Below are 25,930 nucleotides of genomic sequence, written 5' to 3' on the forward strand. Positions count from 1 at the left end.
CTGTTGCTGCATTCAATAAATGATTGATGAAGGACGTTCCAGGCGGCGGGGAGGCGCACCCTCGTCGCTATCGGCCGATCAGCCGGCAACCGACACTTCACTTCGCCTCGCTTTGCGGACCGCCAGTACAAGGTGGGCGAAAAGGCCAACGATCAATCCCCAGAAGGCTGCCGAGAGGCCGAGGAACGACATGCCCGATGCGGTCACCAGGAAGGTGATCAGAGCGGCCTCGCGGTCCTGGGGGCTGCCCATCGCGCCGCTCAACGCTCCCCCGATCGCGCCCAGAAGGGCCAGGCCAGCGAGAGCTGCGATCAGTTCATGGGGGAAGGCGCTGAAGAGAGACACCAGCGTCGCGCCGAAGAGTCCCAGAAGCAGATAGGCGACGCCTCCCGCTACGCCGGCTACGTAGCGGCGGGAAGGATCTTCATGGGCCTCCCGGCCGGTGCAGATCGCCGCCGTGATTGCCGAGAGCGTCAGCCCGTGGCAACCGAACGGCGCCAACAGGAGCGTGCCCAGGGCGCTGCTGGCGAGCAGCGGCCGGGCAGGCGTCTGGTAGCCGTCATTGCGCAACACCGCGATGCCGGGAACGAATTGTCCGGTAAGGGCGACCACCACGAGCGGCAAGGCAATATTCAATATCGCCTGGAGGCTGAACGCCGGGCTTATCCACTGCGGTGTCGCCAGGCCTATGACCAGGGCGGATGCGTGCAGATCCCCCGTTGCGATTGCGGTCGTGCAACCCACTACAAGAACCAGGGCAACGGCGTATCTCGGCGCGAGGCGCCTGCCCAGAAGGTAGGCAATGAGCATCGCCAGAACCAGCACGGGTTTGGCCTGAAGAGACACGAACAGCTGGGTCCCGAAGCTGAACAGAATGCCGGCGAGCATGGCCGCGGATATCGCTGGCGGGAGCTTGCCGACGATACGATCGAATGCACCGGAAACGCCGACCAGGAAGATGATCAGGCCGGAAACCAGATAGGCGCCGATGGCCTCGTTCAGGGTGACGTGGGGCAGCAGCGTGACGAGCAAGGCCGAACCCGGCGCCGACCAGGCAATGATGATCGGTACCTTGTAGCGCAGGCTCAGCACGATCCCGAGGACGCCGCTGCCGATGGAAATGGCCCAGATCCAGGAGGACACCATGCTGTCGGGAAGCCCAGCGCTCTGTGCGGCCTGGAAGACGATCACCAGCGGACCGGCGTAGGAGATCAAGGTCGCTATCAGTCCCGCCACCACGGCGGAGACGGACAGGTGGCGGATGAGGTCTTTCATGGCACTCCACAGGCTGGTTTTGCATAAACGCCATAAGCGCTTTCGATTCGGCTGTTTTCAGCCTTCCGAGGCGGACCTTCGTACGGATACTCCGGCGGCGCATTTCAGGCCAAACCCGGTGATAACTGCCAGGCCGGACGTCAGGAAGATCGCCTCATGATCGGTTCGTTGCAAGAGCACCGCGATCAGCGCGGGGGCGATGGTCGCCGCGCCGGACTGAACCACGCTCACCAACTGGGTGAGATTACCCCGAGGGTCGTTGGTGCTGATCGAGGACATGTAATAGGTCAGGGCCAGGACCCAGCCAAAGTTCATCAGGAACAGTGCGGCGCAAAGCTGTCTGCCCGTACTGGTATAGCCGTCCAGCATGATGATGGACGCCAGGACCAGCAACGAGCCCAGGCCGATCATCGGCCCACGGCTGACCCGTCCGCCCAGCAGGCTCGGCAGGGCGGCACCGGGCAGTCCACCCAGCACGCCAAGGCCGAAGGCCCAGCCAATGTCGATGGCGCCGATGCCGCGCTCCCGGCCCAGCTGATCGATGAATCCCCAGATGCAGTAGATCGCCAGCTGCAGGCAGAGCATGCCGAGCAGGGCGAAGCGGCCAATGCGTGCCGAACCGACGCCCGACCCCGGGTTCCTGGCCGGCCCCTCGCTGCGCAGCTGCGCCGGAATGGCCAGGCAGACCAGGGCGATCAGTACGAACCAGATGCCGATGGAGGCGAGCGCCAGGCTGTCGCCGACAGCGACGGCGAGCACCGGCAGGTTGGCGGCGAACGCTGCAAACACCAGGGTTTGCAGGAGCAGGGTGAGGCCGTAGGAGCGATCCTGGCCGGGCAGGCGACCCAGCGCATTGATGGCACCGGCATAGAGCAGGCCGGCGCCGACGCCGCAGGCGCAACGGCAGGCCAGCAAGGCGGCGAAGCCATCCAGCGTAGCGCTGGTGATGTTGAAGGCGGCGGTGGCGAGCGCCGCGCAGAGGTAGAGGCCGCGCCCGCCGATACGGCGTTCTACCGCAGGCAGCAGCAAGGTTCCGAGCAGTATGCCGGCCATGTCACTGGAGAGGAGCCAGCCCTGTTGGCTGAGGTCCAGGGAGAGGCGTTCGCTGAACAGGCCGATGAGAATCGGCTGGACCCCGATGACGATGAGCGCGGTGGCGGCGATGTAGATCAGAGTGGCACGCAGGCCCCGGGTGTTGTTGTTATGCATGGTCGATTCTCACCGGAGGAGGTGGGCGCGGCTGTCTCTCGCCGCGCCCATGCGGGGTCAGGCTTTGCCAGTGGTGCCGGCGTCGTGGGTAATCTGGCCGTTCATCAGGGTCAGGGCCACCTCGGTCTTGCCGATCTGGTAGCGCTCCAGCTCGAACAGGTCCTGTTCCATGACGATGATGTCGGCACGTTTGCCGACGCTGATGGAGCCGAGCTCCTTCTCCAGGCCCAGCTGGTAGGCGCCGTTGAGGGTATAGGCGGCGATCAGTTGGGGGATGCTCAGGCGCTCGTTGCCGTCGGGCATCACCGGTGCGTTCGGTTCGCCGGCCAACTGGCGGGTGTGGCCCGACTCGATGTGTTCCACCGGGCGGTGCTGGCAGCGACACTGGCAGGCCAGGCCGTCCATGCCGATGGAGACGGTCACGCCCTGGTCGATGAAGGTCCGGAACTTGTACATTGAGGCCCAGCGCTCGTAGCCGTAGGACTTCTGGATGGCTTCGGCGTAGGCGTCGACGACACCCCATTGCAGCTGGGTATTGGCCATGACGCCGATGCGGCGGAAGCGCGGGATGTCGTCCGGGTGGGTGAGGAAGGCGTGGGTGATGACGTGGCGGCGGTCGCGCGGCGGGTTGGCGGCGTAGGTGCGCTCGAATACGTCCAGGGCCATGCGCACGGCGCCGTCGCCCACGGCGTGGACCATCACGTCGATGCCATTGGCGTCCGCCTTGCGCACGTGGCGTTCGAACACTTCCTCGGGCATCACGGTCGAGCCGCAGCTGTGCGGCTTGTCGCAATAGGGCTCCAGCAGGAAGGCAGTGTGGTTCATCTCGGTGCCGTCGAGCATCAGCTTCAGCGCCTGTGCCTTGACCAGCGGCGAGTCATATCGGGCGCGCAGGTCCTGCAGGGTTGCCACGGGATCGCTCTCGGTGCCCATGTCGATGAAGCTGCCGACCACGCGCAGCTTCAGGCGCTCCTCGCGCTCCAGTTGCTGCAGCGTTTCGTAGAGCAGGGTCTGGTCGCCGCTCGGGTCGAGGAAGCCGGCGTCGAATACCGTGGTGATGCCGGCGGCCACCAGCTTCTCCTGCCACAGGGCGATGGAGCGCAGGTACAGGTCGATGCCCACGGGCAGGTAACCGGCGTCGCTCAGGCGCTGCATCAACAGCGAGTAGGCGGCGCCGTCGACGATCACCCCGGTGGGTTCACCGGTGACGGCGTCCTTCTCGAACCAGCTGGCGCCTTCTTCCACCGGCGGGGTGTCGCGGTCGATGCCGGCAATCTCCAGGGCGCAGCTGTTGACCCACATGGTGTGGTAGTCGGTGGAGAGCAGGCACACCGGCTTGTCGGCGCAGATCGCGTCGAGGGTCTCGCGGCGCAGCAGTTCGACGGGCATCAGGGCCTGGATCCAGCCCATGCCGGTGATGGCCTTTTCCTCGGGGTGGGTGTCGACGTAGCGCTTGAGCATCGCCAGGACTTCGTTCGGGTCTTCGTGGTTGACGAAGGCCTGGTGGGCGAAGGCGGTGGTGCAGAAATGCCAGTGGGACTCGACGAAGCCCGGCAGCACCAGTTTGCCGCCGGCGTCGATCAGGCGGGTGGCCGGCCCGCGGTGGGCCATGACGCTCAGTTCGTCACCGACGTCGAGGATGCGCTCGCCGCGCACGGCCACCGTGCTGGCCCAGGGCAAGTGCGGGTCGACGGTGTAGATGCGGGCGTTGTGGATGATCAGGTCGGCATAAGTGGCTTCGGCGGTCATGGCGTTCTCGCTTGCAGGGTGGATCGAAAGGGATGCGGCGGCGTCATACGCCGGTGCGGATGGCGTTCCAGGTGCGCGTGCGGACGCGCTCGGTGCGCATCGGCAGGGGCTTGATCGGGTAGAGCAGCGGCTGGCGCTCGACCGGCACGTACATGTTCGGGTTCTCGCGGATGGGCGCGTCGACCAGGGGCGTGGCGTCCTTGTTGGGATTGGGGTAGCCCACGGCGTTGCTGGCCTTGGCGATCACGTCCGGGCGCAGGATGAAGTCGATGAAGGCGTGGGCCTCTTCGGTGTGCGCGCCCCGGGGGATGACCATCACGTCCGACCACATCGGCACGCCCTCGCGGGGGATCATCATGTTCAGGTGCACGCCCTTGCCGGCCTGGGCTGCCAGTTTCTCGGCCAGGGCGAAGCCGCCGGACCAGCCCACCGACACGCAGGTATCGCCGTTGGCCAGGTCCATCGAGAAGCGCGAGGAGTTGAAGTAGGCGATGTGCGGGCGAACCTTGAGCATCAGTGCCTGGGCTTTCTTGTAGTCGTCCGGGTTGCTGGAGTTCGGGTCCAGGCCCAGGTAGCGCATGGCGATCGGCAGGATCTCGTCCGGGGCATCGATGAAGCCCACGCCGCAGGCGGCCAGGCGGCTGATGTTGTGCTCGTCGAAGATCAGGTCCCAGCTGTCCAGACGGGCGTCGGCACCGAGCACCTGGCGCACCTTGTCGACGTTGTAGCCAATCAGCGTGGTGCCCCACATGTAGGGCACCGCGTACTGGTTGCCCGGATCGCCGGCCGTGGCGATCTTGCCCATGAAGTCGCTGTCCAGGTGGCTCAGGTTGGGCAACCGCGCCTTGTCCAGCGGCTGGATGGCGCCGGCTTCGATCAGCTTGTGCAGGTTGGAGGTGCTGGGGAAGACCACGTCGTAGCCGGAGTTCCCGGTGAGCAACTTGGTCTGCAGCATGTCGATGGAATCGAAGGTGTCGTAGATGGGCCGGATGCCGGTTTCCTTCTGGAACTGCTGCAGCACTTCCGGCGGCAGGTATTCGATCCAGTTGTAGATGCGCACGGTGCGCTCCTCGGCCTGGACCAGACAGCAGCACAGCGACAACAGGGTAGCGAGCAGGGCTTTCATGGGGCTTCTCCGTAGGAGGGCTCAGTAGCGGTAGGTGACGTACATCTCGAGGGTGCGGAAATCATCGTTGCCGAACAGCTCGCGCGCTGCGCCCAGGGGCTGGGCCCAGTTATAGGAGAGCGAGGTGTAGATGGCCGGCGTCGGTGTCCAGTCGAGGAACACCACGTTCTCGTTGGCAAAGCGCCGGTCGCTGACCGGGATGCCGTTGAAGACCTTCTCGTCGAGGCTGAAGCGGTAGTGGATGCCACCCAGGCTGAGGGTCGGCGCGACGTGGGTGCGCAGGGTCCACTGGTCGACGCGCTCGTTGCTGTTGTAGAGCATGTAGTTGCCGACGATGTCGCCCAGCAGCCAGGTGCTCCAGTCGATGAAGCCCTTGCTCAGCGGGTCCCAGTTCTTCTGGGTGTTGTCGCTGGGGTCGTCGTCGCCGGAGAAGCGTGCGTGCCGGTAGCTCAGCAGCGGCTGCAGGGGCAGGGCGGGGAGGGCGTAGTCGGCCTGGGCGTACCAGGCGCTGGCGTCGTAGTCGATGCCCGAACCGTTGCCGCGTTCGATGGCGTATTCGCCATGCAGGGTCAGGTCGTCGATCCCGGGCACCTTGCCCTGCAGCGCGCGTAGGTTGTAGACCTGCATGCCGTCGCGCGGCTGGAGCTGGTTGGCTTGCCGATCCAGCGAGTTCACCCGCATGGCCATGGCACCCAGGGTCACCGCGCCGCCGGCCGCGTAGTCGAGGTTCACCCCGTCCATGCGGAAGTCGCCCAGGTGGTCGTCGGTGCGCAGGCTGAAAGCCTGGGCGCTGACTTCGTCATGGCCGAAGGCGAGGATCGCCGAGTCGCGGAACGCCGTACGCGGGCCCAGCCAGTAGGCGCCATCGTCGTGCATGTCGAGATCGCCGTCCATGACGATGAATCCGGTGCCGACCATAAAGTTCTGCCGTCCGCCGCTGAGCTTCCATTCGCCGTGCTGCACACCGGCCCAGGCCTCTTCCACGCCGGTCCGCCCGTCGTTGCCGCGGGTGTAGCCGCCGGCGTCGCCGTCGCCCCAGGTGCCGGCGGCCAGCACCGAACCGCCGGCCAGCAGACGGGTGTCCGGATCCAACGCGTAGCCCAGGGTCAACCCGGGCTTGACGTAGGCCTCCTGCCAGTCGGCCTTCTCCCCGGTATTACGACCGTCGCGCAGGTCGATGCGGCCGAGACCGAAGTTGACGTTGCGGGCGGCGATGTTGGCGGCGCCGGCGCCGAGGGTGAGTTCCCCGCTGAGGTCGCCGGCGTCGAAAGCGTAGCCGGCCCAGGTGGGCGTGCTGGCCATGGCGCCGAGCGCCAATAGCGTCCAGGTGTGCCTGGATCTGGTCATTCTGCTGCTCCGTTGTCGTTGTACTTGTTTGTGGGCAGTGCGGTGGTACCTGGCGACGGGCAAGACGAGGCCCTGACCCGAGCGCCTGGGGTCTTCGAAGGCTTGTTTTCTGGAGGTATGGGGCACGTACCCGATCCGGATGGCGGAGAGGACGCGGCGGTGTATTTTTTAATCGGTAAAAAACTTTAGTCAATAAAATTTTTATCCGATGCAAGTTCGGCTATGCTGCCGGCTCATCAACCAATATCCGTACGAGGAGCGTCCGTGAGCGGATTGCGTGAGCAGCAGAAGGCCCGGCGCCGCGAGACCATCAGCCGCACAGCCCTCGGGTTGTTCGAGAGCCAGGGCTACCAGGCCACCACCATGGAACAGATCGCCCGACAGGCGGCGGTTTCGGTGCCCACGGTGTTCGCTTATTTCGGCAGCAAGCAGGAAATTCTTCTGGAAAAGCTGCGCGAGGCCGATCACCGCGCCATCGCCGAGGCACGCCAGCGTGCGCCGGAGTTCGCCGATCCGCTGGACACCATCTGCTATTTCGAGCAACGCCTGACCGAGTACGCCTTCGAGGTGCTTCCGCCGCCGCTGTGGCGGGAGATCCTGCCGCCGCTGCTGCCCTTGCTGGGCGGGGATCAACGCAAGTTGCCGGAGGCGTACAAGCGCAACAACGACGCCCTGGTCAGCGAGATGGCCTTGCTATTGGGCGACCTGCGCGACGCCGGCAAGCTGCGCGCCGATCTGGATGTGGAGTACGCCGCGTTCCTGCTCAACGACTACGGCCATCTGCAACTGTTGCGCCTGTGCAGCGACGATCAGCTTGACCTGGAAGCCCACCGTGCCGAGGTGCGGCGATCCACGGCGCTGATCCTCCGTGGCATGGCTGGCGGCTCCTGAGCTGCGCCGTCCGTTACGAGCGTTGATGGGGACGAGTCCGTAAACCTGCTGGCGGGATTCATGAGCCGCCCGAAGGGCGCTGCTCACCGACCTGCCACCCGCTCCGGGAGAGACCGGTTCTCGGGCTTTCGTTGTGGCTGAGGTCATGATTCGTCACTCCACATGAGTGACGAACCAAGGTGCATCGCTCGCGGCTTCAGGGCCGCTTCCGGCCACTTTCCGCCTGCGGCAGGCAGGAAGCGGCCGGTTGATTTTCTGCCAGGCCTGATCAGGTGCCGGTCGTGACCTTGGTCCAGATGCGGGTACGCACTCGCTCGAGCCGCAGGGGCAGGGTTTCCAGCGGGTATAGCGTGCCCATGACCTCCTGGGACGGATAGAGCGCCGGGTTCTCGCGCAGTTGGGCATCGATCAGCGCGGTGGCGTCCTTGTTGCCGTTGGGATAGCCCACATGGTTGGAGTTCCTGGCGGTGATCTCCGGCCGCAGGATGTAGTCCATGAAGGCGTAGCCCTGCTGTGGATGCGGCGCATCCTTGAGCAGCACCATGTTTTCCATCCAGACCGGCGCGCCTTCGCGGGGAATGTTGTAGTTGATCCTGATGCCGTTGTGGGCCCGCTCGGCGGTCTGCTGGGCGCTGTAGATCGAGCCACCCCAGCCGACGACGGCGCAGATGTCGCCGTTGGCCAGGTCGGAGGTGAATTTCGAGGAGTCGAAGTAGCGGATGTACGGGCGGATACTGCGCAGCAGGGCTTCGGCCTTCTCGTAGTCGGCGGGGTTCTTGCTGTTTGGCGGCAAGCCCAGGTAATGCAGGGCGATCGGGATGATCTCCACCGGCGCGTCGAGCATGGCGACTCCGCACTGGCTGAGCTTGCTAATGTTTTCCTGCTTGAAGATCAGGTCCCAGGAGTTCACCGGCGCGTCCTGCCCCAGCAGCTGGGTAACCTTGTCCACGTTGTAGCCGATGCCGGTAGTGCCCCACATGTAGGGGACCGCATAGCGATTGCCCGGGTCGTTCACCTGCAGTTTCGCGAGTACTTCGGGAGCCAGGCGCGGCCAGTTGCCCAGCTGCGAGCGGTCCAGTTCCTGCAGGACGCCGGCCTTGGCGAAGTTGGGGATCAGGTCGTCCGGGATGATGACCACGTCGTAGCCGCTACGCCCGGCCATCAGCTTGCTTTCCATGACCTCGGCGTCGTCGAAGACGTCCTGGACCAGCGTGGTCCCGGTGGCGGCCTTGAACTCCTTGGCCGTCTCCGGCGCGAGGAAGTCCGACCAGTTGTACAGGTGCACGGTCGGTTGCTCGGCATGGGCGGTGCCCAACGCGAGCAGGGATGTCAGGCCAAGCGAGAAAAGACGCGGGAATTTCATCTGTGTGGCTCCTGGCTGGCCTGTTCCCTGGGGACGGCCAGCGGTCTGTTGTTATTGGCAGGCAGCGAAAGCGGATATGAATGTGCAGCGATCAGGGGATCAGCAACTCGCGGCGCCCGTCGGCGTACTCGGTGCGTTGTCCGGGCAGGCGGAAGCGCTTTTCCGCCTGGTAGTCATAGAGCTCGCGGGCGGCCGGAATCTGCTCGAAATCCAGCTCGACGAAGTGCCGGCATTCGCGGTTGCCGGCCTCGAACTGGATATGGCCGAAGGGGTCGACCACCGCACTGCAACCGGCGAAGGTGATGTCGTCATCGCCTTCGCCCACGCGGTTCACGACGGCGGCGAATACCTGGTTCTCCAGGGCACGAGCGGCGATCGAGGTGCGGTGAACGTGGCCGAAGGGCTCCATGTTGCCGTCGGTGACCAGGATCAGTTCGGCACCCAGTTCCGCCAGGGCGCGGGCGCTCTCGGGGAACTCGCTGTCGTAGCAGATCAGCAGGCCGATGCGTACGCCGCGCCATTCGAGGGTGGCGTAGCGGTCGCCGGGCAGTACCAGGCCCGGCTCGGAGACCCACAGGTGGGTCTTGCGGTAGCTCAGCAGCAGCCCTTCGGGGGCGACGAATACGGTGGTGTTGTAGAAGCGGCCGCCGTCGTTCTCGATCAACCCGACGACCACCGCCACGCCACGCTCGCGCGCGGCACGCTGCACGGCCTGGACGCTCGGACCATCCAGCGGCTCGGCGTTGGCGGCGATGTTCTGCGCGTTGAGAAACCCGGTGATCTGCGCCTCGGGGAATACGACGATATCGGTGTCCGGCGAGCAGCCGGCGATGGCTTGCAGGATGCGATGCAGGTTGTAGGGCGTGTCGCCGTCGCGGGCGGCCTGTTGTACGAGTTCAAGCTTCATTGTCGGGACCTTGTCGATGAACCGGAGGCGTATTCGGAAAGCCGGGTGACTTTTCGCCGGGGCTGATGCAAGTATGCGAACCCTGACCGAATTTCCTATTCCGCCGTTTGGTTAACCCCTGGGGTACCCGCATGACTCTGACCCTCCTGGACCTGGCCTGGCACCGCGCCTTCGGGCAACTGGCCGAGCGTCTCGACCAGCCCGATTTCTGGCGCGCGCTGGCCGAGGTGCTGGGCGACCATCTGGCGCTGGGCAGCTGGGTAGCCCTGATGTTCAGCGACGAGCGTCCGCGTATCTTCGCCGAGAGCCGCTACGAAGGCGGCGGGCCTGATCCGCTGTTCAACGATTACGTGCAGGGCCTGTACCTGCTCGATCCCTTCTACCTCGCCAACCGCGAGCGCCCGGCGAGCGGCCTGTTTCGCCTGGGCGAGGTGGCCCCGGAGTGCTTCCGCGAAACCGAGTACTACCGGCTGTACTTCACCCACAACGTGGTGGAGGACGAAGTGCAGTACAACGTCTGCCTCGAGGGCGGGCGCAGCCTGTGTCTTTCGCTCGGCAGCCGTTCACGCTTCGAACCGCAGCAGATTGCGCTGCTGGAGATGATCCGTCCCTGGGTCTGCGCGCTGATGCGCCAGCGCCTGTTCTTCGAGGGTGGCACCAGCGAGCCGGCGGTCCGGCCCGGCGCGGGTTGGCAGGGCAACCTGGAGCAGATGATGGAGCGCCTGGGAACACCGCTGACCGGCCGGGAGCTGGATGTCATCCGGCTGGTGCTCAGTGGCTGTTCCAACAAGGAGGTGGCCGCGAAGCTCGATATTTCCGCCGAGACGGTGAAGGTGCATCGACGGCATGTCTACGCCAAGCTCAAGGTCAAGTCGCAGTCCGAGCTCTTCAAGATCTTTCAGAACGCGCAGGTAGTCTCCGCCTGAGAGCAACCCTTGCTCCGCGTCGACAACTGTCCATCGCCACAGATAGATATCGGCCAGAAGGGGCCTCGGTTGGGCAAATGCCGGGCAGGCGGCGGAGTGCGTTCAGCCGTGCCGTGCCCGGCTCGCCTGTACCACCCGGTGCGCCGGCAAGCGCAGTTGCGTCAGCAGGTATTCGGCGAATTCCGGCGAGAAGGGCTGCAGGGCAATGGCGCGCTCCATGCAGCCCAGCCAGGCGGCGCTGCGGGCTTCGTCGATCGGCCATTGTGCATGGAAGGACGGGATGGAGATGGAACCGTATTTTTCGCTGAACAGCCGCGGGCCGCCCAGCCAGCCGCTGAGGAAGCACGCCAGTTTGTCGCGAGACTGTTCCAGGCTTTCCGGGTGCATGCGGCGCAGGTCGGCCGCCTCCGGCAGTTCGTCCATCAGCCGGTAGAAGTCGTCGACCAGGCGGCGCAGGCCATCGATGCCGCCTGCGGCCTGATAGGAGGCATCGCCTGTGCCGAAGGGGAGGGTACTGCTCACGGTCGGGGCTCGCTGAGGTTCGGAAACCCCATCATACCCGGCGCGCCAGCGGCGGATCAGTTGGCATTTCGTCGCGTTCCCCGGGAGACGGACGCGGCATCCCCGGGTGCGGGCAAGAACCCGCACCCGGGAGAGGCATTCGTCATCCACGGGCAACCTGCCGAGGAGCCGCAGCACAGCCCCCGGCAGGGCGCGACCGAGTTCAGTCCGCGGTCTGTTCCACTGCGGTATCGGCAGTATCGGCGGCAGCAGCGGGGGCTGGGACGGGCGTCTTTGACTTCGCGCGATTTCGTCGGTCCTGGCTGCGTTGCCGCGCAGCCTGCTGCTTCGCATGCAGCGCCTGGGAGGCCGTTACGATGCCCGCTGCCTGACCGTTCAGGTCCAGGCGCGGCGCATTTTCCACCATGCTTGCCCAGTAGCGGGCTCCCCGGCACCAGGTCGAGATGCCCAGCTTCAGCTGTTCGCTGGTGATGCCGAGCAGCTCCAGGTGTTGCTCGGCATCCTTGAGAATGCCTTCCTTGAGCGGAACCTTGGGGGCCGGATTGACCGGGAAGGCCAATGGAAAGTGCTTCTGCAATCGCCAGATCGCTTCCACCGCCGGATCCTGCTCACGAGGCTTCGCCTGTGGCGATGACTTCCGCTTGGGATGTTTCGCGCTATCGGCCTTTGCCTGCTCTTTTTCAGCCCGCAGGCGGTCACGTAGTCCAGCTAGTTGTTCAAAACCCATCGTTCAATTCACAGCTTCGAGGTTGAGTACGTGGCGCAAGGGTATTCGATACGGCCCTTGGGATCATCTGAAACCGGATAAATCGCCTCGGGTGTCGTGGAAATTCTATGCGCTCCTGACCGTTAGCCGTCACTGGCGGGGGCCTACTTTGGGTCGGTATCCTCCTCGATAACGACAACAAACCCCGACATGCTGCCGAAACTGCCCGTGACTCTCGGAATCATCTTCTGCTCGGTAGCCGTGCCGGTGCTGGAGATCTCCGACTCGGCCAGGTAGCCGCATGGCAGCTCGATCGCGCTCAACGACGGCACGGAAAAATGATCCTGGGCGTCAATCCGGGACAGTTCGCCCGCATGCTAGCCATCCTCATGGCTGCCGTTGTCGTGACAACGGACCGTCATAGCCGGCCGGCAGGTGAGGAGGCCCGCCGGGGGCGTAACCTGAGCAAGCCCGGCTAGGTGCACCCACCGCGGATTGGGTGATTCTGTCGTCGACCGCATAACCAGGAGCCTCCACCCGGTGTCCGATATTCCGACTGCCTACGCCAAACGATTCGACGCCGTGCTTGCCTACATCGATAGCCACCTGGAGGGTGACCTTTCGGTGAAGACCTTGAGCGAGGTGGCGCATTTCTCGGCGTTTCACTTCCATCGGCAATTCACCGCCTATGTGGGCGTGCCGGTTGCGCGTTATGTGCAGCTGATGCGCCTGCGGCGGGCGGCGCATCGCCTGGCGTCCGGCGCGGAATACTCGGTGCTGGACGCCTCGCTCGACGCCGGCTTTGACAGCCCCGAGGCATTCAGCCGGGCCTTTCGACGAGACTTCGGTACGGCGCCCAGTGCATTCCGGCAACAGCCGAACTGGCAGACCTGGCATGCGGTTTTCGCCATTCCCCATTTTTCCAGGAGCATCACCATGCAGGCACGCATCGTCGATTTCGCCGAAGTCAGGGTTGCCGCTCTCGAACACTGCGGCCCTCCCGCACTGCTCGACGAGAGCGTGCGCCAGTTCATCCAGTGGCGCATGGGCAGCGGGCAGTCGCCGGTAGGCGTGAACCGCACCTTCGGCATTCCCTACGGCAACCCCGACACGACACCCGCGGAAGAGTTTCGCTTCGATATCTGTGGCGAGATTGGCGAAGCCGTGGCGCCGAACGATTATGGCGTCCGCGAGCGGGTCATTCCCGGTGGCCGCTGCGTGGTCGTTCGCCACATCGGTTCGCCTGATCACATCGGCGAGAGCATCTATCCGATCTATCGCGATTGGCTCCCCGGCAGTAACGAAGAGCTCCGCGACCACCCGCTGTTCTTCCACTACCTGAGCATCTTCCCGGAGACGCCCCTGGAAGAGTGGCAGACGGATATCTATATCCCGCTGCAATAGCACGGGCTCTCGCACCGTGCCGTCGTCCGAATAACTCGTGGCGGCGGCAATTTGTGCTGCCCAGTCGCATCGACGGCCAGGTGCATTGCCTTCCATGCGTTCATCGTTCCGTCTTGCTGCCCGGGGTGGGCGACAGGTACGCACCGCCTACTCAGCCGCGTTGGCGGAAGATATAGTGCCTGCCGACCCTCCATGCCCACCGAACCGCGCGACTCGGCACGGCGTTGCGAACGCTCCGAATCTGCGACTGGAACACGCCCGACCATGCATCCGAAGAACCTCGATGGCGCCACCGATGAATCGCTGCTGCTCGTGGAGCTGAAGCGTCTGTTGAAGGATCGCAATATCCGCTATTGCGATATTGCCGAGCAGTTGAACCTGAGCGAGACAACCATCAAGCGCAAGTTGACCGGGCATGGTCTGAGCGTATCGATGCTCGAGTCGGTCTGTTCCATGGCGGGTGTGCGCCTGATCGATCTTGCCGAACTGGCGGCGCGGCGAAGCGACAGCAAGATTCGCTCGCTGAGCATCGCGCAGGAGCAGGGGCTGGCCGATGCGCCGTTCACGGCGTTCATCTTTCTGCTGTTGCGCTATGACTGGACGCCCCGACAGATACAGCAGGAGTTCGAGCTGAACGACGCGGACATCTTCCTTCACCTCAGGCGGCTGGAAAAGCTCCGGTTGCTCGACCTGTTTCCCGGCAACCGTGTACGACTGCTGACCGTGCGGCACCCGGAGTGGATACCAGGCGGCCCGCTGCGGCGGGCAGTGGACGACACGATGCGCCGGCATTTCGAAGCGATGGACTTCCACGACCCGCAGTCGGTCTGGCAGCTCGAAACCGTCAAGTTGTCGCGCGGCTCGATAGACCAGTTGCGTCAGATGATGGCCTCGCTTTCGCAGCGTATGCGCGAGCTCGCCACCGACGATCGTTCCCTGCCTGACGGGCAGACGGAGTGGTACAGCATGCTCTGCATGGCTCGCCTCACCGATCCGCGAATCTTCTGGACCGAGTGACGCTGGCTGGCGTGCTGCCATGGGGCGCGCGTACCGCAATGCGACACTATTAAGTATCACCCCGAGATACTTTCTTAATAGTCCCGCATTGGGCAGTCCATGTGGGTTCGCCTGCTGATACTTTTCCTCAACGACACCCTGTCGATCTACCGAGGAAAGGAGAGGCAATGATGAGAAAGAGCGGATTCCCGCAGGGCGCCACTTTGGTCTTTGGCGGCAGCGGTGGCATCGGACAATGCGTTGCCCTCGAGTTCGCACGCGCTGGCGTGCCGGTCGCGGTCGCCTACCGGAGCAAGGCCGAGGTAGCGCAACGCGTCGCCGGCCAGATCCGGGAAGAGGGCGTCGACGCGAGCATCCACCAGGTCGACGTCACCGATGTCGACCAGATCCAGGCGACGCTGGACGCGGCCATCGAAATCCACGGTCGCGTGCACACCATCGTCTGGGCTGCCGGGCCTTTCGTGAACCAGCTCCATATCAGCGAAATGGACCCCGATGACTGGAAGCGCGCCATCGATGTCGAGGTCATGGGCTTCTTCAATGCCGCCAAGGCCGCGCTGCCGCACCTGCGCGCCGCGGGGGGCGGTTCGTTTGTCACGCTGGGCTCCGCCGGCCACCTGCGCTGGCCGGATCGTGATGGCCTGTCGGTCGCGCCGAAGGCTGCCAACGAGTCGCTGGTAAAGGGTCTCGCCCGCGAGGAAGGCCGCTACAACATCCGTGCGAACTCCGTCCTGGTCGGCGTCATCGAGGCGGGCATGTTCCCGCAACTCCTGGAGCAGGGCCAGTTCGACCAGCGGTGGATCGACGAAACGCTGCACATGCTGGCGCTCAAGCGCTGGGGCAAGCCCGAGGAAATCGGTCGTGCCGCCGTGTTCCTGGCCTCGGACAACGCCGCCTATATCACCGGGCAACAGCTGAACGTGTCCGGCGGGTACGGCATCTAGGGCCTCTTCTGGCCCCAATCGAGAGTCGCTGTTCACCGATACCTCCGCGCCTGCATGCTCGGCGCGGCCGTCCTTTCCTGCCCTGGAGTACGGCATGACCGATTTGAATCCCCACCACGCGTTGTACGAACTCGCGTGCCGCTATGCACAAGCTGTCGACCGACGCGACTGGGCTCGGCTCAGCACTCTCTTCACCGCCGACGCATCCCTTGCCGGTCCCGGCTTCCGCTTCGACGACCGCAACGCGATCGTCGCCGGCATGGGTGCGATCGAGCGCTACGAAACGACGCAGCATCACGTGCACAACCAGCTCGTCACGCTCGACGGCGGTGTGGCCGACGTCGAGACCTACGGCGTTGCGTGCCACGTCTATGTGCGCGATGGCGTGAAGCGCAAGCTCGACTGGGGGCTGCGCTATCACGACCGCTGCCTGTTCGACGGCGGCACGTGGCGCTTCGCGGCGCGCACACTGCACGTCGACTGGACCCAGGACCTGCCGCTGGAGGGCTGAACGATGCTCACGTCTCGTCCCCTTGACGGCCAAACTGCGCTGGTTACCGGCGGTGCCGGTGGTATTCGCGGCCTGTGCGCAGGCGCTGCTCGCGGACGGTGCGGCCGTCGTGCTGATGGGCCGCCGCCACGACGCGGTAAAGGCCGGCCGCGTGCCTGGCGCTGCATGAGTGCATGCCTTCTCTCCACACCACGGGAAATCGATCATCCATGAAACGAGTCGCAAACAAGGTTGCGCTGGTCACCGGCGCGGCGAGCGGCGTCGGCCGCGCGGATGCGCTGCTGCTTGCCGCCGAAGGTGCCCGCGTCGTGCTGTCCGATATCAACGAAGCGGCGGGGCAGGCGCTCGCACGTGAGATCGGCGACGCCGCAATGTTCGTGCGTCACGACATCGCCGAAGAAGACGGCTGGCGGCACGCGATCGCCGCGACGCTCGAGCGCTTCGGACGCCTCGACGTGCTGGTCAACAACGCGGCGATCTGCCCGGTCGGCTCGATCGAGGAGACCGACCTCGGGACCTGGCAGCGGGTGATGCGCACCAACGCGGACGGCTATTTCCTCGGCTGCAAATACGCGATTGGCGCAATGAAAGGCAACGACACGCCGGGCTCGATCGTGATGATGTCGTCGGTCGCCGCGCTCGGCGGGCTGCCGATGATGTGCGCGTATACCGGCTCGAAGGGCGCGGTGACGGCGCTCACCCGCAGCGTCGCCGTGCACTGCAAGCGCAGCGGCTATCGGATCCGCTGCAACTCGATCCACCCGGACGGGATCTGGACGCCGATGACGCAGGCGCTGATGCCCGGCCTCGACCCGGCCGTACTGGGCATCGGCAGCGATCCGATGGCGCGCATGTGCTACCCACAGGATGTCGCGAATCTCGTGCTGTTCCTCGCGTCCGACGAATCGCGCTTCGTGAACGGCGCGGAACTGCGGATCGACAACGCGCAACTGGTGTCGTCGCTGTGATGCGGCGCAATGCTTTTCCATTCGATGGAGTGCCTCGATGATTTCATTTACCGGTAAGACAGTACTGGTCACTGGCGGCGGCGCGGGTATCGGCCGGGCGTGCGCCGAAGCCTTCGGCGCGGCGGGCGCGCGCGTCGCCGTGGCCGAGATCGATGCGGCCCGCGCGCAGGACGTGCGGCACGCGCTCGAGGCGGCGGGGGTCGACGCGCTCGTCGACATCGTGGACGTTACGCGCCGCGACGAGGTCGACGCGTTCGCGCGGACGGTCGACGCGCGTTTCGGCGGGCTCGACGTGCTCGTCAACAATGTTGGTGATTTCCTGCAGATCGCGAAGCCGTTCGACGATTACACCGACGACGACATCGCTCGGCTGTTCGACGTGAACCTGCGCCAGGTGTTCATCGTCACGCAGGCGATGCTGCCGCTGCTGCGCAAGCGCGGCGCGGGCAGCAGCATCGTCGGTGTATCGTCGATCGAAGGTTTCCGCGCGATTCCGAACTGCGCCGTGTATGCGTCGTTCAAGGCTGCACTGACCGGTTTCACCAAAAGCCTCGCGCTCGAACTCGGGCCGGTCGGCATCCGCGTGAACCAGATCGCCCCCGAAACCACCGAGACGCCGCAGGTACCTGTCAGCCTGATGGTCGCGGCGGAGCACCAGGATCACATCCCGCGTTGGATTCCCCTCGGACGTTTCGGCGACGCCGGCGACATCGCTGGCGCCGCGCTGTACCTCGCGAGCCCGCTCGCCGCGTGGGTCACCGGCACCACGCTGCACGTCGATGGCGGCGCGCTCGCGGCGGCCGGCTGGTACCGCGACCCGAAGGGCTTCTGGACCAACATACCCGTCGTCACGGGCAACGGCTTCAACTTCTGAGCGCCAGCCGCACGTCGCTGCGGCTTCATCCGTCCATTTCTCGCGGCGTGCCTGCGCCGCTACCGGAGATACCATGAATATCCTGATCGTCGGCGGTACCGGTCTCATTGGCGGCCATGCCGCGCTGCACCTGCAAGCACAGGGCAACCAGATTACGCTCGCCGCGCGCAAGCTGCCCGCGGCCGACAGTGCGCTCGCGCAGTTCGACGTGCTGCTGCGCGACTACGTGGCCGGCAACTTCACCCGCGATGACCTCGCGCCGTTCGACGCGGTCGTGTTCGCGGCCGGCAACGACATCCGCCACTTGCCGCCTGGCACCGACGAGGCCGCCCACTGGGAACGGGCGAACGTCGACGCGGTGCCGCGCTTCTTCGCGCTGGCGCGGGAAGCGGGCGTGAAGCGCGCCGTACTGGTTGGCAGCTTCTATCCGCAGGTCGCACCGGAGCTGATCGAGTCGGTGCCGTACGTGCGCTCGCGCCACCTGGCCGACGAACGCGTGCGTGCGCTGGCAACGCCGTCGTTCGCGGTGTGCAGCGTCAATGCACCGTTCGTGGTCGGGTCGGTGCCGGGGCTGCGCAGCGAGATGTTCGCCGCGTACACCGGCTATGCAGAAGGCAAGCTTGTGGGGTTGCCCGTGTTCGGGCCCGCCGGCGGCAGCAACTTCATCTCGACGCAATCGCTGTCGGAAGCGATTGGGGGGGCGCTGCTTCGCGGTGAATCCGGCAAGGCGTATCTCGTCGGCGACGAGAACCTCAGCTTCGCCGATTATTTCGCCGCGTTCTTCCGCGCGGCCGGCCATCCGCAGGATGTGCCGTCGTTGGACCGGGAACATCCGCTGTTGCCAGACATGGCGATCTACACGGGGCGCGGCAATGTCGTGTCCTACGAGCCCAATGCCTCGGAACTTGCGCTGCTGGGCTACCGGCGCGGCGACGTGCAGCGCGCGGTCGACGAAGTCGTCGCGCATTGCCGCGCGCAGTAGAGCAAACGGCGCTGTCCCGCCACCGGCAAGCAAAGCCGGCGGCGGGACGTTGGGGCCAGTTCGGCCCGCTGGATGCACTCAATATGCCCCTCTGCTGCTGGGGTATCGTCAGGTAGCGAAGGTTCGCTCCTGGCCGTTAGTTGCCTCTTGAACCAGCCGTCCCCAATCGAGCCGAAACAGAAACCTGCGCTATTGCTTTCAATGGTAGTTCTGGTTCCGGTATTCCCCGGGAGTCATGCCCGTCCAGGCCTTGAACGCGCGCAGGAATGAATTGGCATCCTGAAAGCCAATCAGGAAGGAGATTTCTCCTGGAGAAATGGTCGAGCGGGAGAGGTAGTGGCGGGCCAGGTTCGCTCGCGTGTCGTCAAGCACCTCCTGATAGCTCAGGGCCTCGTCTGCCAGGTGGCGTTGCAGTGAGCGCTTGCTCATCGCCAGACGGTCGGACACGTCCTGGATGCTGCTCCGGCCGCTGGGCAACATGTCCAGCAGCGCACTGCGTACCCGCTCGCGAGTGCTGGCTCCGGTCTCCAGCATCGAAAGCCTCGTCTGCAGTTCCGGCTCGAAGAACTGCCACATGGAGACGTTCTCGGTGAGGAACGGGAGGGCGGCATCTTCTGCCGAGAAGCGAATCCGGTTGCGAGCGCCTCGCTGCAGACGGCACCCGAGGAACTCTTCGCAAGGCTGAGCCTGATCCGGTAGCGCCACCAGCTCCGCCTCTGTTGGAACGATGTCCCGCCGCGTGGCGAGACGTGCCAGGTGAGTGAGGAATACCAGCTCCATGGCGCAGAGGCTGCGCGGCAACGGGCGGTCGTAACCGTAGCATTCGATGAAGACCTCCGTATGCGTGTCGCGGACGAAGACTTCCAGTGCCAGGGGGCCGCAAAGTCGCTTGTACTCGGCAAGGCGAGTGAGGGCGATATTGAGATTCGGGCTGCACAGGCAGGCGAAAAGAGACGGATCGAAGGCCTCGACCGAAATGGCGCCGCCAAGACGCAGAGGCAGGTGCGATTCGCCGACCAACTGTTCGAGGCCAACAAAAAGCCGGAAATATTCGGGCGGGGATAACGTCGCGTCCTTGCGGCTGAACAGGTCGGCTGGTAGCTCGGCCAGGGTCAGCAGGTCTCCGGCGGCTATTCTCAGATCGGCGATGATCAGTTTCCATCCGGGATGCACGGCAAAATGCCTGGCTTGCTTCATGGTCGAGATGTCCCCTGGAGTCGGGTTGCTGGCGGGCACTGGGAGGCCACGGCGGCAGGTCAGTGGGCCGGCTGGGCGTCCGGCACCCGAGCCTGGCTCAGGATGTCTTCTCCATCGCCTGGCGCGACACCTTGAGCACCGTTCTGCGAGGCAACAGAGGAACGATCCAGTCGAGCATGACCCGCAACTTGCATTCGTTGAAGGCTACCAGCTCACCTCGTTCCATCGCCTGGTATCCGCACTGCGCCACGGACTCCGCCGTCCTGGCATTCTTCCAGACATCGACGCCCTGCAGGTCGCCCGCCGCGACGAACCCGGTCGCTACCGCACCCGGACACAACACCGTGGCCGTCACGCCATACTCCCTTACCTCCTCGGCAATGGCCTGGGTGAAAGAGGTGACGTAGGCCTTGGTTGCGTAATACACCGCCTGCAGCGGGCCGGGCATGAACGATGCAGTCGACGAGACATTCAGGATGCGCCCGCGCCTCCGGTCAACCATGCCTTTCAGGTAATGGTGGGTCAGCGAGGTAAGGGCCGCCATATTCACCTGCATCATGGCCTGGTCAGCGCCGAGATCGCGTTCGACGAACTTTCCGTGCCCGCCGAAGCCGGCGTTGTTGATCAGGACATCGATGGACAATCCCAGGGACTCCGTGGCGCGGAAGACGCGATCCGCTGCGCCCGGGTCGGCCAGATCCTCCGCGATCACGTAAGTCTTCACGCCATGCTGCGCCTGGAGTTCTCGCTTTATGGCCTCCAGCTTGTCGCGCGAACGCGCCACCAGCACGACATCGCCACCCTTGCTGGCATGGATGCGCGCCAGTTCCAGTCCGATACCGCTCGAGGCTCCGGTAATCAATGCAGTCCGGAATTCCATGACATCTCCTGTTTTATGATCAAACCAATGGGTAGGGAGATGCTAAGGTTCGCTTGGCAAGGAGGCACTGGCGCATCACGCCAAGTCTAATTCCGATCATGCCAATCTGCCGGAACTCCTCGAGAGGACTTTTGCTGCCGCACTCTGGGCAATCGGCCGTGCGGAAACGGTGCTTGCACAAGGGCTGCTACCGACCCTTAGCTGCCACTGGTGAGCGGCAGTAACCGGTAGGTAACAAACATTTTTCAGGCCAACTGATGCACCTAGTCCGTAGAAAAGTGAACCGACACATTCCCCTTCCCTAGAGTCTCGACAAGCTGATCGGGGCTGTCGACTCGCCCCAGGTGGGTGTATGCGTAGGTTGACTCAAACGTTTGGTAGAAGATCACCAGCGTATCGTTGCCGTACAGCATCAGATCTCCATTGCGGATGGTGCCAAGCCTCACCGAACGGGCTGGCAGCCGCTGCGGCAGGCTCGCGTACTTTTCATTGGCGTTGAGCTCGGTCATGTCCAGGGTCAGGGGCAATAACTGCGCGAACGCCCGCGCGGTCTCACTATCGTCCAGGGTAATAGCGAAGCGCTTGTCGCCAACGGTCATCCACATACGTTCCTCCTTCGGCTTTGGCGCCGCAATTACGCAGCCACTGAGCATCAGCAGCAGGCAGAGGCGGACGCCCGTACGGCAGAAATGCTGGCTGATCATGAAAACTCCTGACTCCGGCCTGGTTGTGCACGCATGGCCATGAGCGTCACGACCGCACCAACCAATAGAATGGCCGCACTGGCAGTAAAGGTGCTCTGGTAGCCGCTGTAGTCGAACAGCCAGCCGCCCAGCATCGAGCCCGAGGCGATGGCAAGCTGCACCACTGCCACCATCAGCCCACCGCCGGCCTCGGCATCGTTGGGCATCGCCTGGGCGACCCAGCTCCACCAGCCGACAGGTGCTGCCGTAGCCATCAGCCCCCACAGGCCCAGCAGGATCGCCACCGGAGCGACTGCGCTGCCGGCCGGGATCAGCGCAAGGGCAATCACCGCCATCAGCAGCGGAATAGCCATCAGCGTGCGATACAACCCTTTCTTCAGCAGGGCGCCGATGAACAGCGTCCCACCCAGGCCGGCAACACCGATTACCAGCAAGAGCAGCGACAGCGTGGTGGCATCGACCTGCGTCACCGTTTCCAGGAACGGTCTGAGGTAGGTGAACAGTGCGAACTGCCCCATGAAGAAGGCGCCGCAAGCCGTGATGCCGAAGGCCACCGAACGAGTGCCGAGTAGCCTGAAAGCGTTGCCCGCAGCACGCTTCCGCACCTGGGCCTGCATGCTGGGCAGGCTGATCCATTGCCAGACCAGTGCGACGACCGCAATCGGCACCAGGCAGAGAAACGCGCCACGCCAGCCGACCACCGCCCCCAGATAGCTGCCCAGGGGCGCCGCGATCACCGTGGCCAGCGCGTTACCACCGTTGAAAACGGCCAGCGCCTTGGGCACCTGCTCGTCGGGCACCAGACGCATCGCCGTTGCCGCTGACATCGACCAGAAGCCGCCGATGACAACACCGATCAACGCTCGTCCGACCATGTAGAGGGTGAAGCTCGGTGCGAGCGCTACAACAGCGCCGGATATCGCCATCAGGCTTGTCAGGATAAGCAGGAGCGTCTTGCGATCCATGCTACCGGCCAGCCAGGTGATCGACAGGCTGGTCAGCACGGCAAAGGCACCGGAGATGGCAATGCCTTGCCCTGCCACGCCTTCGCTGACATGCAGATCGGCTGCCAGCGGCGTCAGGAGACTGACGGGCATGAATTCCGAGGCGATCAGGGCAAAGACGCAGAGCGTCATCGCCAATACCCCGCTCCAATGACTGGGGCGGGACAATGGCTGTTCAGCGTGGGCGCTAAGTGAGGTATTCATGGTGCCCACCGGATCACTTCAGACCGTTCTGGAAGAACTGGGTGAGTTTGTCGAATGGAATCAGATTCACCCGGTCATACAGGTCGACGTGTCCGGCGTTGGGGACGATGTAGAGCTCCTTGGGGTCACCTGCCAGGCGGAATGCCTCCTCACTGAATTCGCGCGAGTGGGCGTTCTCGCCAGCGATGAACAGCATCGGGCGTGGGGAGATGGTCTCGATATCCGCGAACGGATAGAAGTTCATGAACTTGACGTTGCTGGTCAGCGTCGGGTGGGTGGTCAGCTCGGGACTGGAATCCGCCGGAGTGAACTCACCACGAGCCGTGCGGTAGAAATCGAAGAACTCGCGCTGGATCGGGTGGGTATCGTCCGTCAGCTCGTGCACGGTGCCACTGGTGTACTGGGTCTTGCCGCCGGCGAACTCCACATAGCGCTGCTCGGCTGCTGCTGCGATTGCCTGCTTGCGCTGCTCCAGCGTTTGCGAATGCTTGAGGCCGTTGCGATTGGCGGCGCCCATGTCATACATGCTGACCGTTGCAATAGCCTTCATGCGCGGATCGATCTTGGCCGCACTGATCACGAAGCTGCCGCTGCCACAGATACCCAGCACGCCGATGCGCTGCCGATCCACGAACGCCCGGGTGCCGAGATAATCGACAGCCGCACTGAAATCTTCCGCATAGAGATCGGGGAGAACGGCGTTGCGTGGGCTGCCCTCGCTCTCGCCCCAGAACGAGAGGTCCAGCGCCAGGGTCACGAAGCCTCGCTCCGCCAGTTTCTGGGCGTACAGGTTGGAGCTCTGCTCCTTAACCGCGCCCATGGGATGGCCAACGATGATTGCGGGGCTACGGGCGGTGGTACCTACGCTTTTGGGGATGAAGAGGTTGCCCACCACCTTCATCTGGTACTGGTTCTTGAAGCTGACCTTCTCCATGGTCACCTTGTCGCTCTTGAAAAAATTGTCTGCACCATTGGACATATCGGCTCCCAGGGCTGTGACCGAGCTGAGCAGAAGGCCCAGGGCTACGAGAAATCTCTTCATTGGGTCATCTCTCACGGATTGAAGATCAATCGTCGAGGTGGTTCTGACGACTGCATGGCCCACTCGCGTGCAAAAACATGAGAGGGCCACAGCATTGTCGTGAAAGAATGAGGCTTTGATTAGCTAATGAATGCTTAAAGCCGCTATAACCTCTACTACTGAATCAGAGGATGGGCGCATGCCTCGGCATAATTTCAACGACCTGCAAGCTTTCGTGACAGTGGCGCGTGAAGGCAGTTTCACTCGCGCAGCAGCGCACCTGGGCGTTACCCAATCTGCGGTGAGTCAGGTTGTGTCGGCGTTGGAGGCACGGCTGCAGATTCGCTTGCTCACACGCACCACCCGCAGTGTTTCGCTGACGGCAGCGGGTGAACGGCTCATGGACGCCATCGGCCACCGTTTCGATGAGATCGAAGCCGAGCTGGATGCCCTGACCGAGCTGCGCGACAAGCCGGCGGGCAAGGTTCGTATCACCTGTGGCGACAACATCATCAAGACGACCTTGCTGCCCAAGCTGATCCCTCTTCTGGCGGCCTATCCGGACATCAAGCTCGAATTCGATATCAACTATGGCTTCCGCGACATCGTGGCTGACCGCCTCGATGCCGGCGTGCGTTTCGGCGGTACCGTGGCGCAAGACATGATCGCCATGCCCATCGGCGGCGATCTGCGCATGGCCGTGGTGGCCGCCCCCAGCTATTTCACTGAGCATCCCATACCCAAGCATCCTAACGACCTGGCTTCGCATAGGTGCATCGATATCCGCTTTCCCACCTACGGCGGAGTGGATGCCTGGGAGTTCGAGCGCAAAGGCAAAAAACTGAGGGTGAGGGTCGACGGGCAACTGGTATTCAACACCACCACCCACATCGCCGACGCCGCTGTCGGAGGCCTGGGCATCGCCTACCTGCCCGAAGACGAGTTTGCCCCTCATCTTGAAGAGGGGCGGTTGATTCGGGTGCTGGAAGACTGGTGCGAGCCGTTTTCCGGCTATCACCTCTACTACCCCAGCCGCAGGCAACCTTCGCCGGCCTTCGCTCTTGTACTCGAGGCGCTGCGATTAACGAAGTAGATGTGTAACTGCGGGAAGGGCCTCCACATCATTGCCCGATCTGTCCGCTAATGGCCGATTGCTGCCTGGTTGAGCGATAGCGAGCGCCTGCGATAGCGTTGCGCTATGCATTCCTGTCCCTGCGCCTGCCTATCGCTCAACGTCACCGTCAGATTCAGGCCCGTCGCTGACGGGCCTTTTCGCTCCTGGGATCAGCAGCCCTGCGGCATCTCCCCCCGCGCCAGGCGCGCATTGATGTCGGCGATCACTGCCGGCAGTTCGGCGATAGTGTCGATCAGGTAGTGCGGGCGCGAGCCTTCGAACATCTGGCCGATGCGCTGGCGCTCCTGCTCCAGCTGGTGCGCCGGCAGCGCCTTGTACTGCTCATAGGTCAGGCCCAGGGCATTGCCCGAGCAGGTCAGCGCGACGGTCCACATGCCGGCGCTGCGGCCTTCGAGGATGCCCGGCCAGGTGTCGTCGACCTTCACGCAGGCCGCCACGTCGCTGATGCCGAGGGCGATCACGTTGGCCAGCGCCTGGGCCGGGTGCGGGCGGCCGTTCGGTACTTCGTCGGTGGCGACCACATGATCGGCGACATAGCCATTGGTCTTCGCCAGGGCCACCACCTTCTCCATGACGACAGCCGGGTAGCCTGAGCAGGAACCGATCTTCAGCCCCTGCCGGCGCAGCGCGGCGATGGCGTCCAGCGCACCGGGGATCAGTGCCGAATGCTCGGCGATCTTCTCGATCTGCAGCGGCATGAAGCGCTCGTAGATGGCGGTGACGTCGTCGTCGGTGGGCAGGTGGCCGAAGGCGGCGCGGTAGCGTTCGCCGATGGCGGGGATGTCGCACAGGGTGCGAATGTGGTCCCACTTGCCCATGCCCATCGGGCCGCGGGCTTCTTCCAGGCTGACCTGGACGCCGAACTCGGCGAAGGCCTCGACGAAGATCTGGGTCGGCGCGAAGGAACCGAAGTCGACCACGGTGCCGGCCCAGTCGAGGATGGCGGCTTGCAGTTGCTTGGGTTGCTGGTAATGCATGGTGGTGCTCCTGTGAGGGGATTATTGGTGAAATCGAAGGTGAGCGCGGCCCGCCCGGCGTCGTGGCAGGCTCGCGGTTTCAGGGGG

General features: G+C 64.2%; 27 protein-coding genes. 11 read left to right on the top strand and 16 right to left on the bottom strand.

Annotation, left to right across the window (positions count from 1 at the left end; all coding sequences use genetic code 11):
• Positions 1-78: 78 nt before the first annotated feature.
• Genes J5M67_RS14990 through J5M67_RS15010 form a run of 5 tightly spaced genes read right to left on the bottom strand, consistent with a single transcriptional unit; the run spans position 79 to position 6,706 of the window.
• On the bottom strand, positions 79-1,275 hold the full coding sequence (locus tag J5M67_RS14990; RefSeq protein WP_207886129.1) for a benzoate/H(+) symporter BenE family transporter: 1,197 nt from the start codon (positions 1,273-1,275) through the stop codon (positions 79-81).
• Between the two features lie 57 nt (positions 1,276-1,332).
• Positions 1,333-2,484, bottom strand: a complete 1,152-nt coding sequence (locus J5M67_RS14995) for an MFS transporter (RefSeq protein WP_207886130.1) — start codon at positions 2,482-2,484, stop codon at positions 1,333-1,335.
• Positions 2,485-2,541: 57 nt separating this feature from the next.
• A complete protein-coding gene (locus J5M67_RS15000; protein ID WP_207886131.1) occupies positions 2,542-4,233 on the bottom strand; it encodes an amidohydrolase in 1,692 nt (563 codons plus the stop codon).
• Between the two features lie 43 nt (positions 4,234-4,276).
• The gene (locus J5M67_RS15005; RefSeq protein ID WP_207886132.1) at positions 4,277-5,359 is read right to left on the bottom strand and encodes a polyamine ABC transporter substrate-binding protein; all 1,083 of its coding nucleotides are present in this window, start codon (positions 5,357-5,359) and stop codon (positions 4,277-4,279) included.
• 21 nt (positions 5,360-5,380) lie between these two features.
• Complete coding sequence (locus J5M67_RS15010; RefSeq protein ID WP_207886133.1) at positions 5,381-6,706, bottom strand: hypothetical protein; 1,326 nt, start codon at positions 6,704-6,706, stop codon at positions 5,381-5,383.
• 264 nt (positions 6,707-6,970) lie between these two features.
• Here J5M67_RS15010 and J5M67_RS15015 point away from each other — a divergent pair, with 264 nt between their 5' ends.
• Positions 6,971-7,597 (top strand): TetR/AcrR family transcriptional regulator, encoded by a 627-nt coding sequence (locus J5M67_RS15015; protein WP_207886134.1) that lies wholly within the window; start codon positions 6,971-6,973, stop codon positions 7,595-7,597.
• A gap of 268 nt (positions 7,598-7,865) precedes the next feature.
• Here the strand turns inward: J5M67_RS15015 and J5M67_RS15020 are convergent, their stop codons facing one another.
• Positions 7,866-8,960, bottom strand: a complete 1,095-nt coding sequence (locus J5M67_RS15020; protein ID WP_207886135.1) for a polyamine ABC transporter substrate-binding protein — start codon at positions 8,958-8,960, stop codon at positions 7,866-7,868.
• Positions 8,961-9,051: 91 nt separating this feature from the next.
• A complete protein-coding gene (locus tag J5M67_RS15025) occupies positions 9,052-9,867 on the bottom strand; it encodes a carbon-nitrogen hydrolase family protein (RefSeq protein WP_207886136.1) in 816 nt (271 codons plus the stop codon).
• A 131-nt stretch (positions 9,868-9,998) separates the two neighbouring features.
• Between J5M67_RS15025 and J5M67_RS15030 the strand changes: the two genes are divergently transcribed.
• Positions 9,999-10,793, top strand: coding sequence for a helix-turn-helix transcriptional regulator (locus J5M67_RS15030; protein WP_207886137.1), 795 nt, complete (start codon positions 9,999-10,001; stop codon positions 10,791-10,793).
• Positions 10,794-10,895: 102 nt separating this feature from the next.
• Here the strand turns inward: J5M67_RS15030 and J5M67_RS15035 are convergent, their stop codons facing one another.
• From J5M67_RS15035 to J5M67_RS15045, 3 genes are all read right to left on the bottom strand, one after another.
• On the bottom strand, positions 10,896-11,315 hold the full coding sequence (locus tag J5M67_RS15035) for a group II truncated hemoglobin (RefSeq protein ID WP_207886138.1): 420 nt from the start codon (positions 11,313-11,315) through the stop codon (positions 10,896-10,898).
• 202 nt (positions 11,316-11,517) lie between these two features.
• The gene (locus tag J5M67_RS15040) at positions 11,518-12,042 is read right to left on the bottom strand and encodes a ProQ/FinO family protein (protein ID WP_207886139.1); all 525 of its coding nucleotides are present in this window, start codon (positions 12,040-12,042) and stop codon (positions 11,518-11,520) included.
• 143 nt (positions 12,043-12,185) lie between these two features.
• Entirely contained in the window at positions 12,186-12,353 is a 168-nt protein-coding gene (locus tag J5M67_RS15045; RefSeq protein ID WP_207886140.1) for a hypothetical protein, read from the bottom strand.
• Positions 12,354-12,561: 208 nt separating this feature from the next.
• Between J5M67_RS15045 and J5M67_RS15050 the strand changes: the two genes are divergently transcribed.
• From J5M67_RS15050 to J5M67_RS15085, 8 genes are all read left to right on the top strand, one after another.
• On the top strand, positions 12,562-13,425 hold the full coding sequence (locus J5M67_RS15050; RefSeq protein ID WP_207886141.1) for a GyrI-like domain-containing protein: 864 nt from the start codon (positions 12,562-12,564) through the stop codon (positions 13,423-13,425).
• A gap of 264 nt (positions 13,426-13,689) precedes the next feature.
• On the top strand, positions 13,690-14,442 hold the full coding sequence (locus tag J5M67_RS15055; RefSeq protein WP_207886142.1) for a helix-turn-helix domain-containing protein: 753 nt from the start codon (positions 13,690-13,692) through the stop codon (positions 14,440-14,442).
• 170 nt (positions 14,443-14,612) lie between these two features.
• Positions 14,613-15,386, top strand: coding sequence for an SDR family NAD(P)-dependent oxidoreductase (locus J5M67_RS15060; RefSeq protein ID WP_207886143.1), 774 nt, complete (start codon positions 14,613-14,615; stop codon positions 15,384-15,386).
• A 94-nt stretch (positions 15,387-15,480) separates the two neighbouring features.
• Positions 15,481-15,897, top strand: coding sequence for a nuclear transport factor 2 family protein (locus J5M67_RS15065; protein ID WP_207886144.1), 417 nt, complete (start codon positions 15,481-15,483; stop codon positions 15,895-15,897).
• A 22-nt stretch (positions 15,898-15,919) separates the two neighbouring features.
• Entirely contained in the window at positions 15,920-16,066 is a 147-nt protein-coding gene (locus tag J5M67_RS15070) for a hypothetical protein (RefSeq protein ID WP_207886145.1), read from the top strand.
• Between the two features lie 40 nt (positions 16,067-16,106).
• Complete coding sequence (locus J5M67_RS15075; protein WP_207886146.1) at positions 16,107-16,865, top strand: SDR family oxidoreductase; 759 nt, start codon at positions 16,107-16,109, stop codon at positions 16,863-16,865.
• A 37-nt stretch (positions 16,866-16,902) separates the two neighbouring features.
• Positions 16,903-17,739 carry an SDR family NAD(P)-dependent oxidoreductase gene (locus tag J5M67_RS15080; RefSeq protein WP_207886147.1) on the top strand — a complete coding sequence of 279 codons (837 nt, stop codon included), beginning with the start codon at positions 16,903-16,905 and terminating at the stop codon, positions 17,737-17,739.
• A gap of 73 nt (positions 17,740-17,812) precedes the next feature.
• Complete coding sequence (locus J5M67_RS15085) at positions 17,813-18,721, top strand: NAD(P)-dependent oxidoreductase (protein WP_207886148.1); 909 nt, start codon at positions 17,813-17,815, stop codon at positions 18,719-18,721.
• A gap of 198 nt (positions 18,722-18,919) precedes the next feature.
• Here the strand turns inward: J5M67_RS15085 and J5M67_RS15090 are convergent, their stop codons facing one another.
• From J5M67_RS15090 to J5M67_RS15110, 5 genes are all read right to left on the bottom strand, one after another.
• On the bottom strand, positions 18,920-19,918 hold the full coding sequence (locus tag J5M67_RS15090; RefSeq protein WP_207886149.1) for an AraC family transcriptional regulator: 999 nt from the start codon (positions 19,916-19,918) through the stop codon (positions 18,920-18,922).
• A 97-nt stretch (positions 19,919-20,015) separates the two neighbouring features.
• Positions 20,016-20,798, bottom strand: coding sequence for an SDR family oxidoreductase (locus tag J5M67_RS15095; RefSeq protein WP_207886150.1), 783 nt, complete (start codon positions 20,796-20,798; stop codon positions 20,016-20,018).
• A gap of 263 nt (positions 20,799-21,061) precedes the next feature.
• Positions 21,062-21,502 (bottom strand): cyclophilin-like fold protein, encoded by a 441-nt coding sequence (locus tag J5M67_RS15100; RefSeq protein WP_207886151.1) that lies wholly within the window; start codon positions 21,500-21,502, stop codon positions 21,062-21,064.
• Positions 21,499-22,710 carry an MFS transporter gene (locus J5M67_RS15105; protein WP_207886152.1) on the bottom strand — a complete coding sequence of 404 codons (1,212 nt, stop codon included), beginning with the start codon at positions 22,708-22,710 and terminating at the stop codon, positions 21,499-21,501. The genes J5M67_RS15100 and J5M67_RS15105 overlap by 4 nt, the downstream gene beginning before the upstream one ends.
• A gap of 13 nt (positions 22,711-22,723) precedes the next feature.
• On the bottom strand, positions 22,724-23,752 hold the full coding sequence (locus J5M67_RS15110; protein WP_207886153.1) for an alpha/beta hydrolase: 1,029 nt from the start codon (positions 23,750-23,752) through the stop codon (positions 22,724-22,726).
• A 178-nt stretch (positions 23,753-23,930) separates the two neighbouring features.
• Between J5M67_RS15110 and J5M67_RS15115 the strand changes: the two genes are divergently transcribed.
• Positions 23,931-24,824 (top strand): LysR family transcriptional regulator, encoded by an 894-nt coding sequence (locus J5M67_RS15115; protein WP_207886154.1) that lies wholly within the window; start codon positions 23,931-23,933, stop codon positions 24,822-24,824.
• A gap of 191 nt (positions 24,825-25,015) precedes the next feature.
• On the opposite strand, the gene phnX is transcribed toward J5M67_RS15115, so the two are convergent.
• The gene (phnX, locus tag J5M67_RS15120) at positions 25,016-25,843 is read right to left on the bottom strand and encodes a phosphonoacetaldehyde hydrolase (protein ID WP_207886155.1); all 828 of its coding nucleotides are present in this window, start codon (positions 25,841-25,843) and stop codon (positions 25,016-25,018) included.
• Positions 25,844-25,930 lie beyond the last annotated feature (87 nt).

Source organism: Pseudomonas sp. 30_B (assembly GCF_017491605.1).
Taxonomy (GTDB): Bacteria; Pseudomonadota; Gammaproteobacteria; order Pseudomonadales; family Pseudomonadaceae; genus Pseudomonas.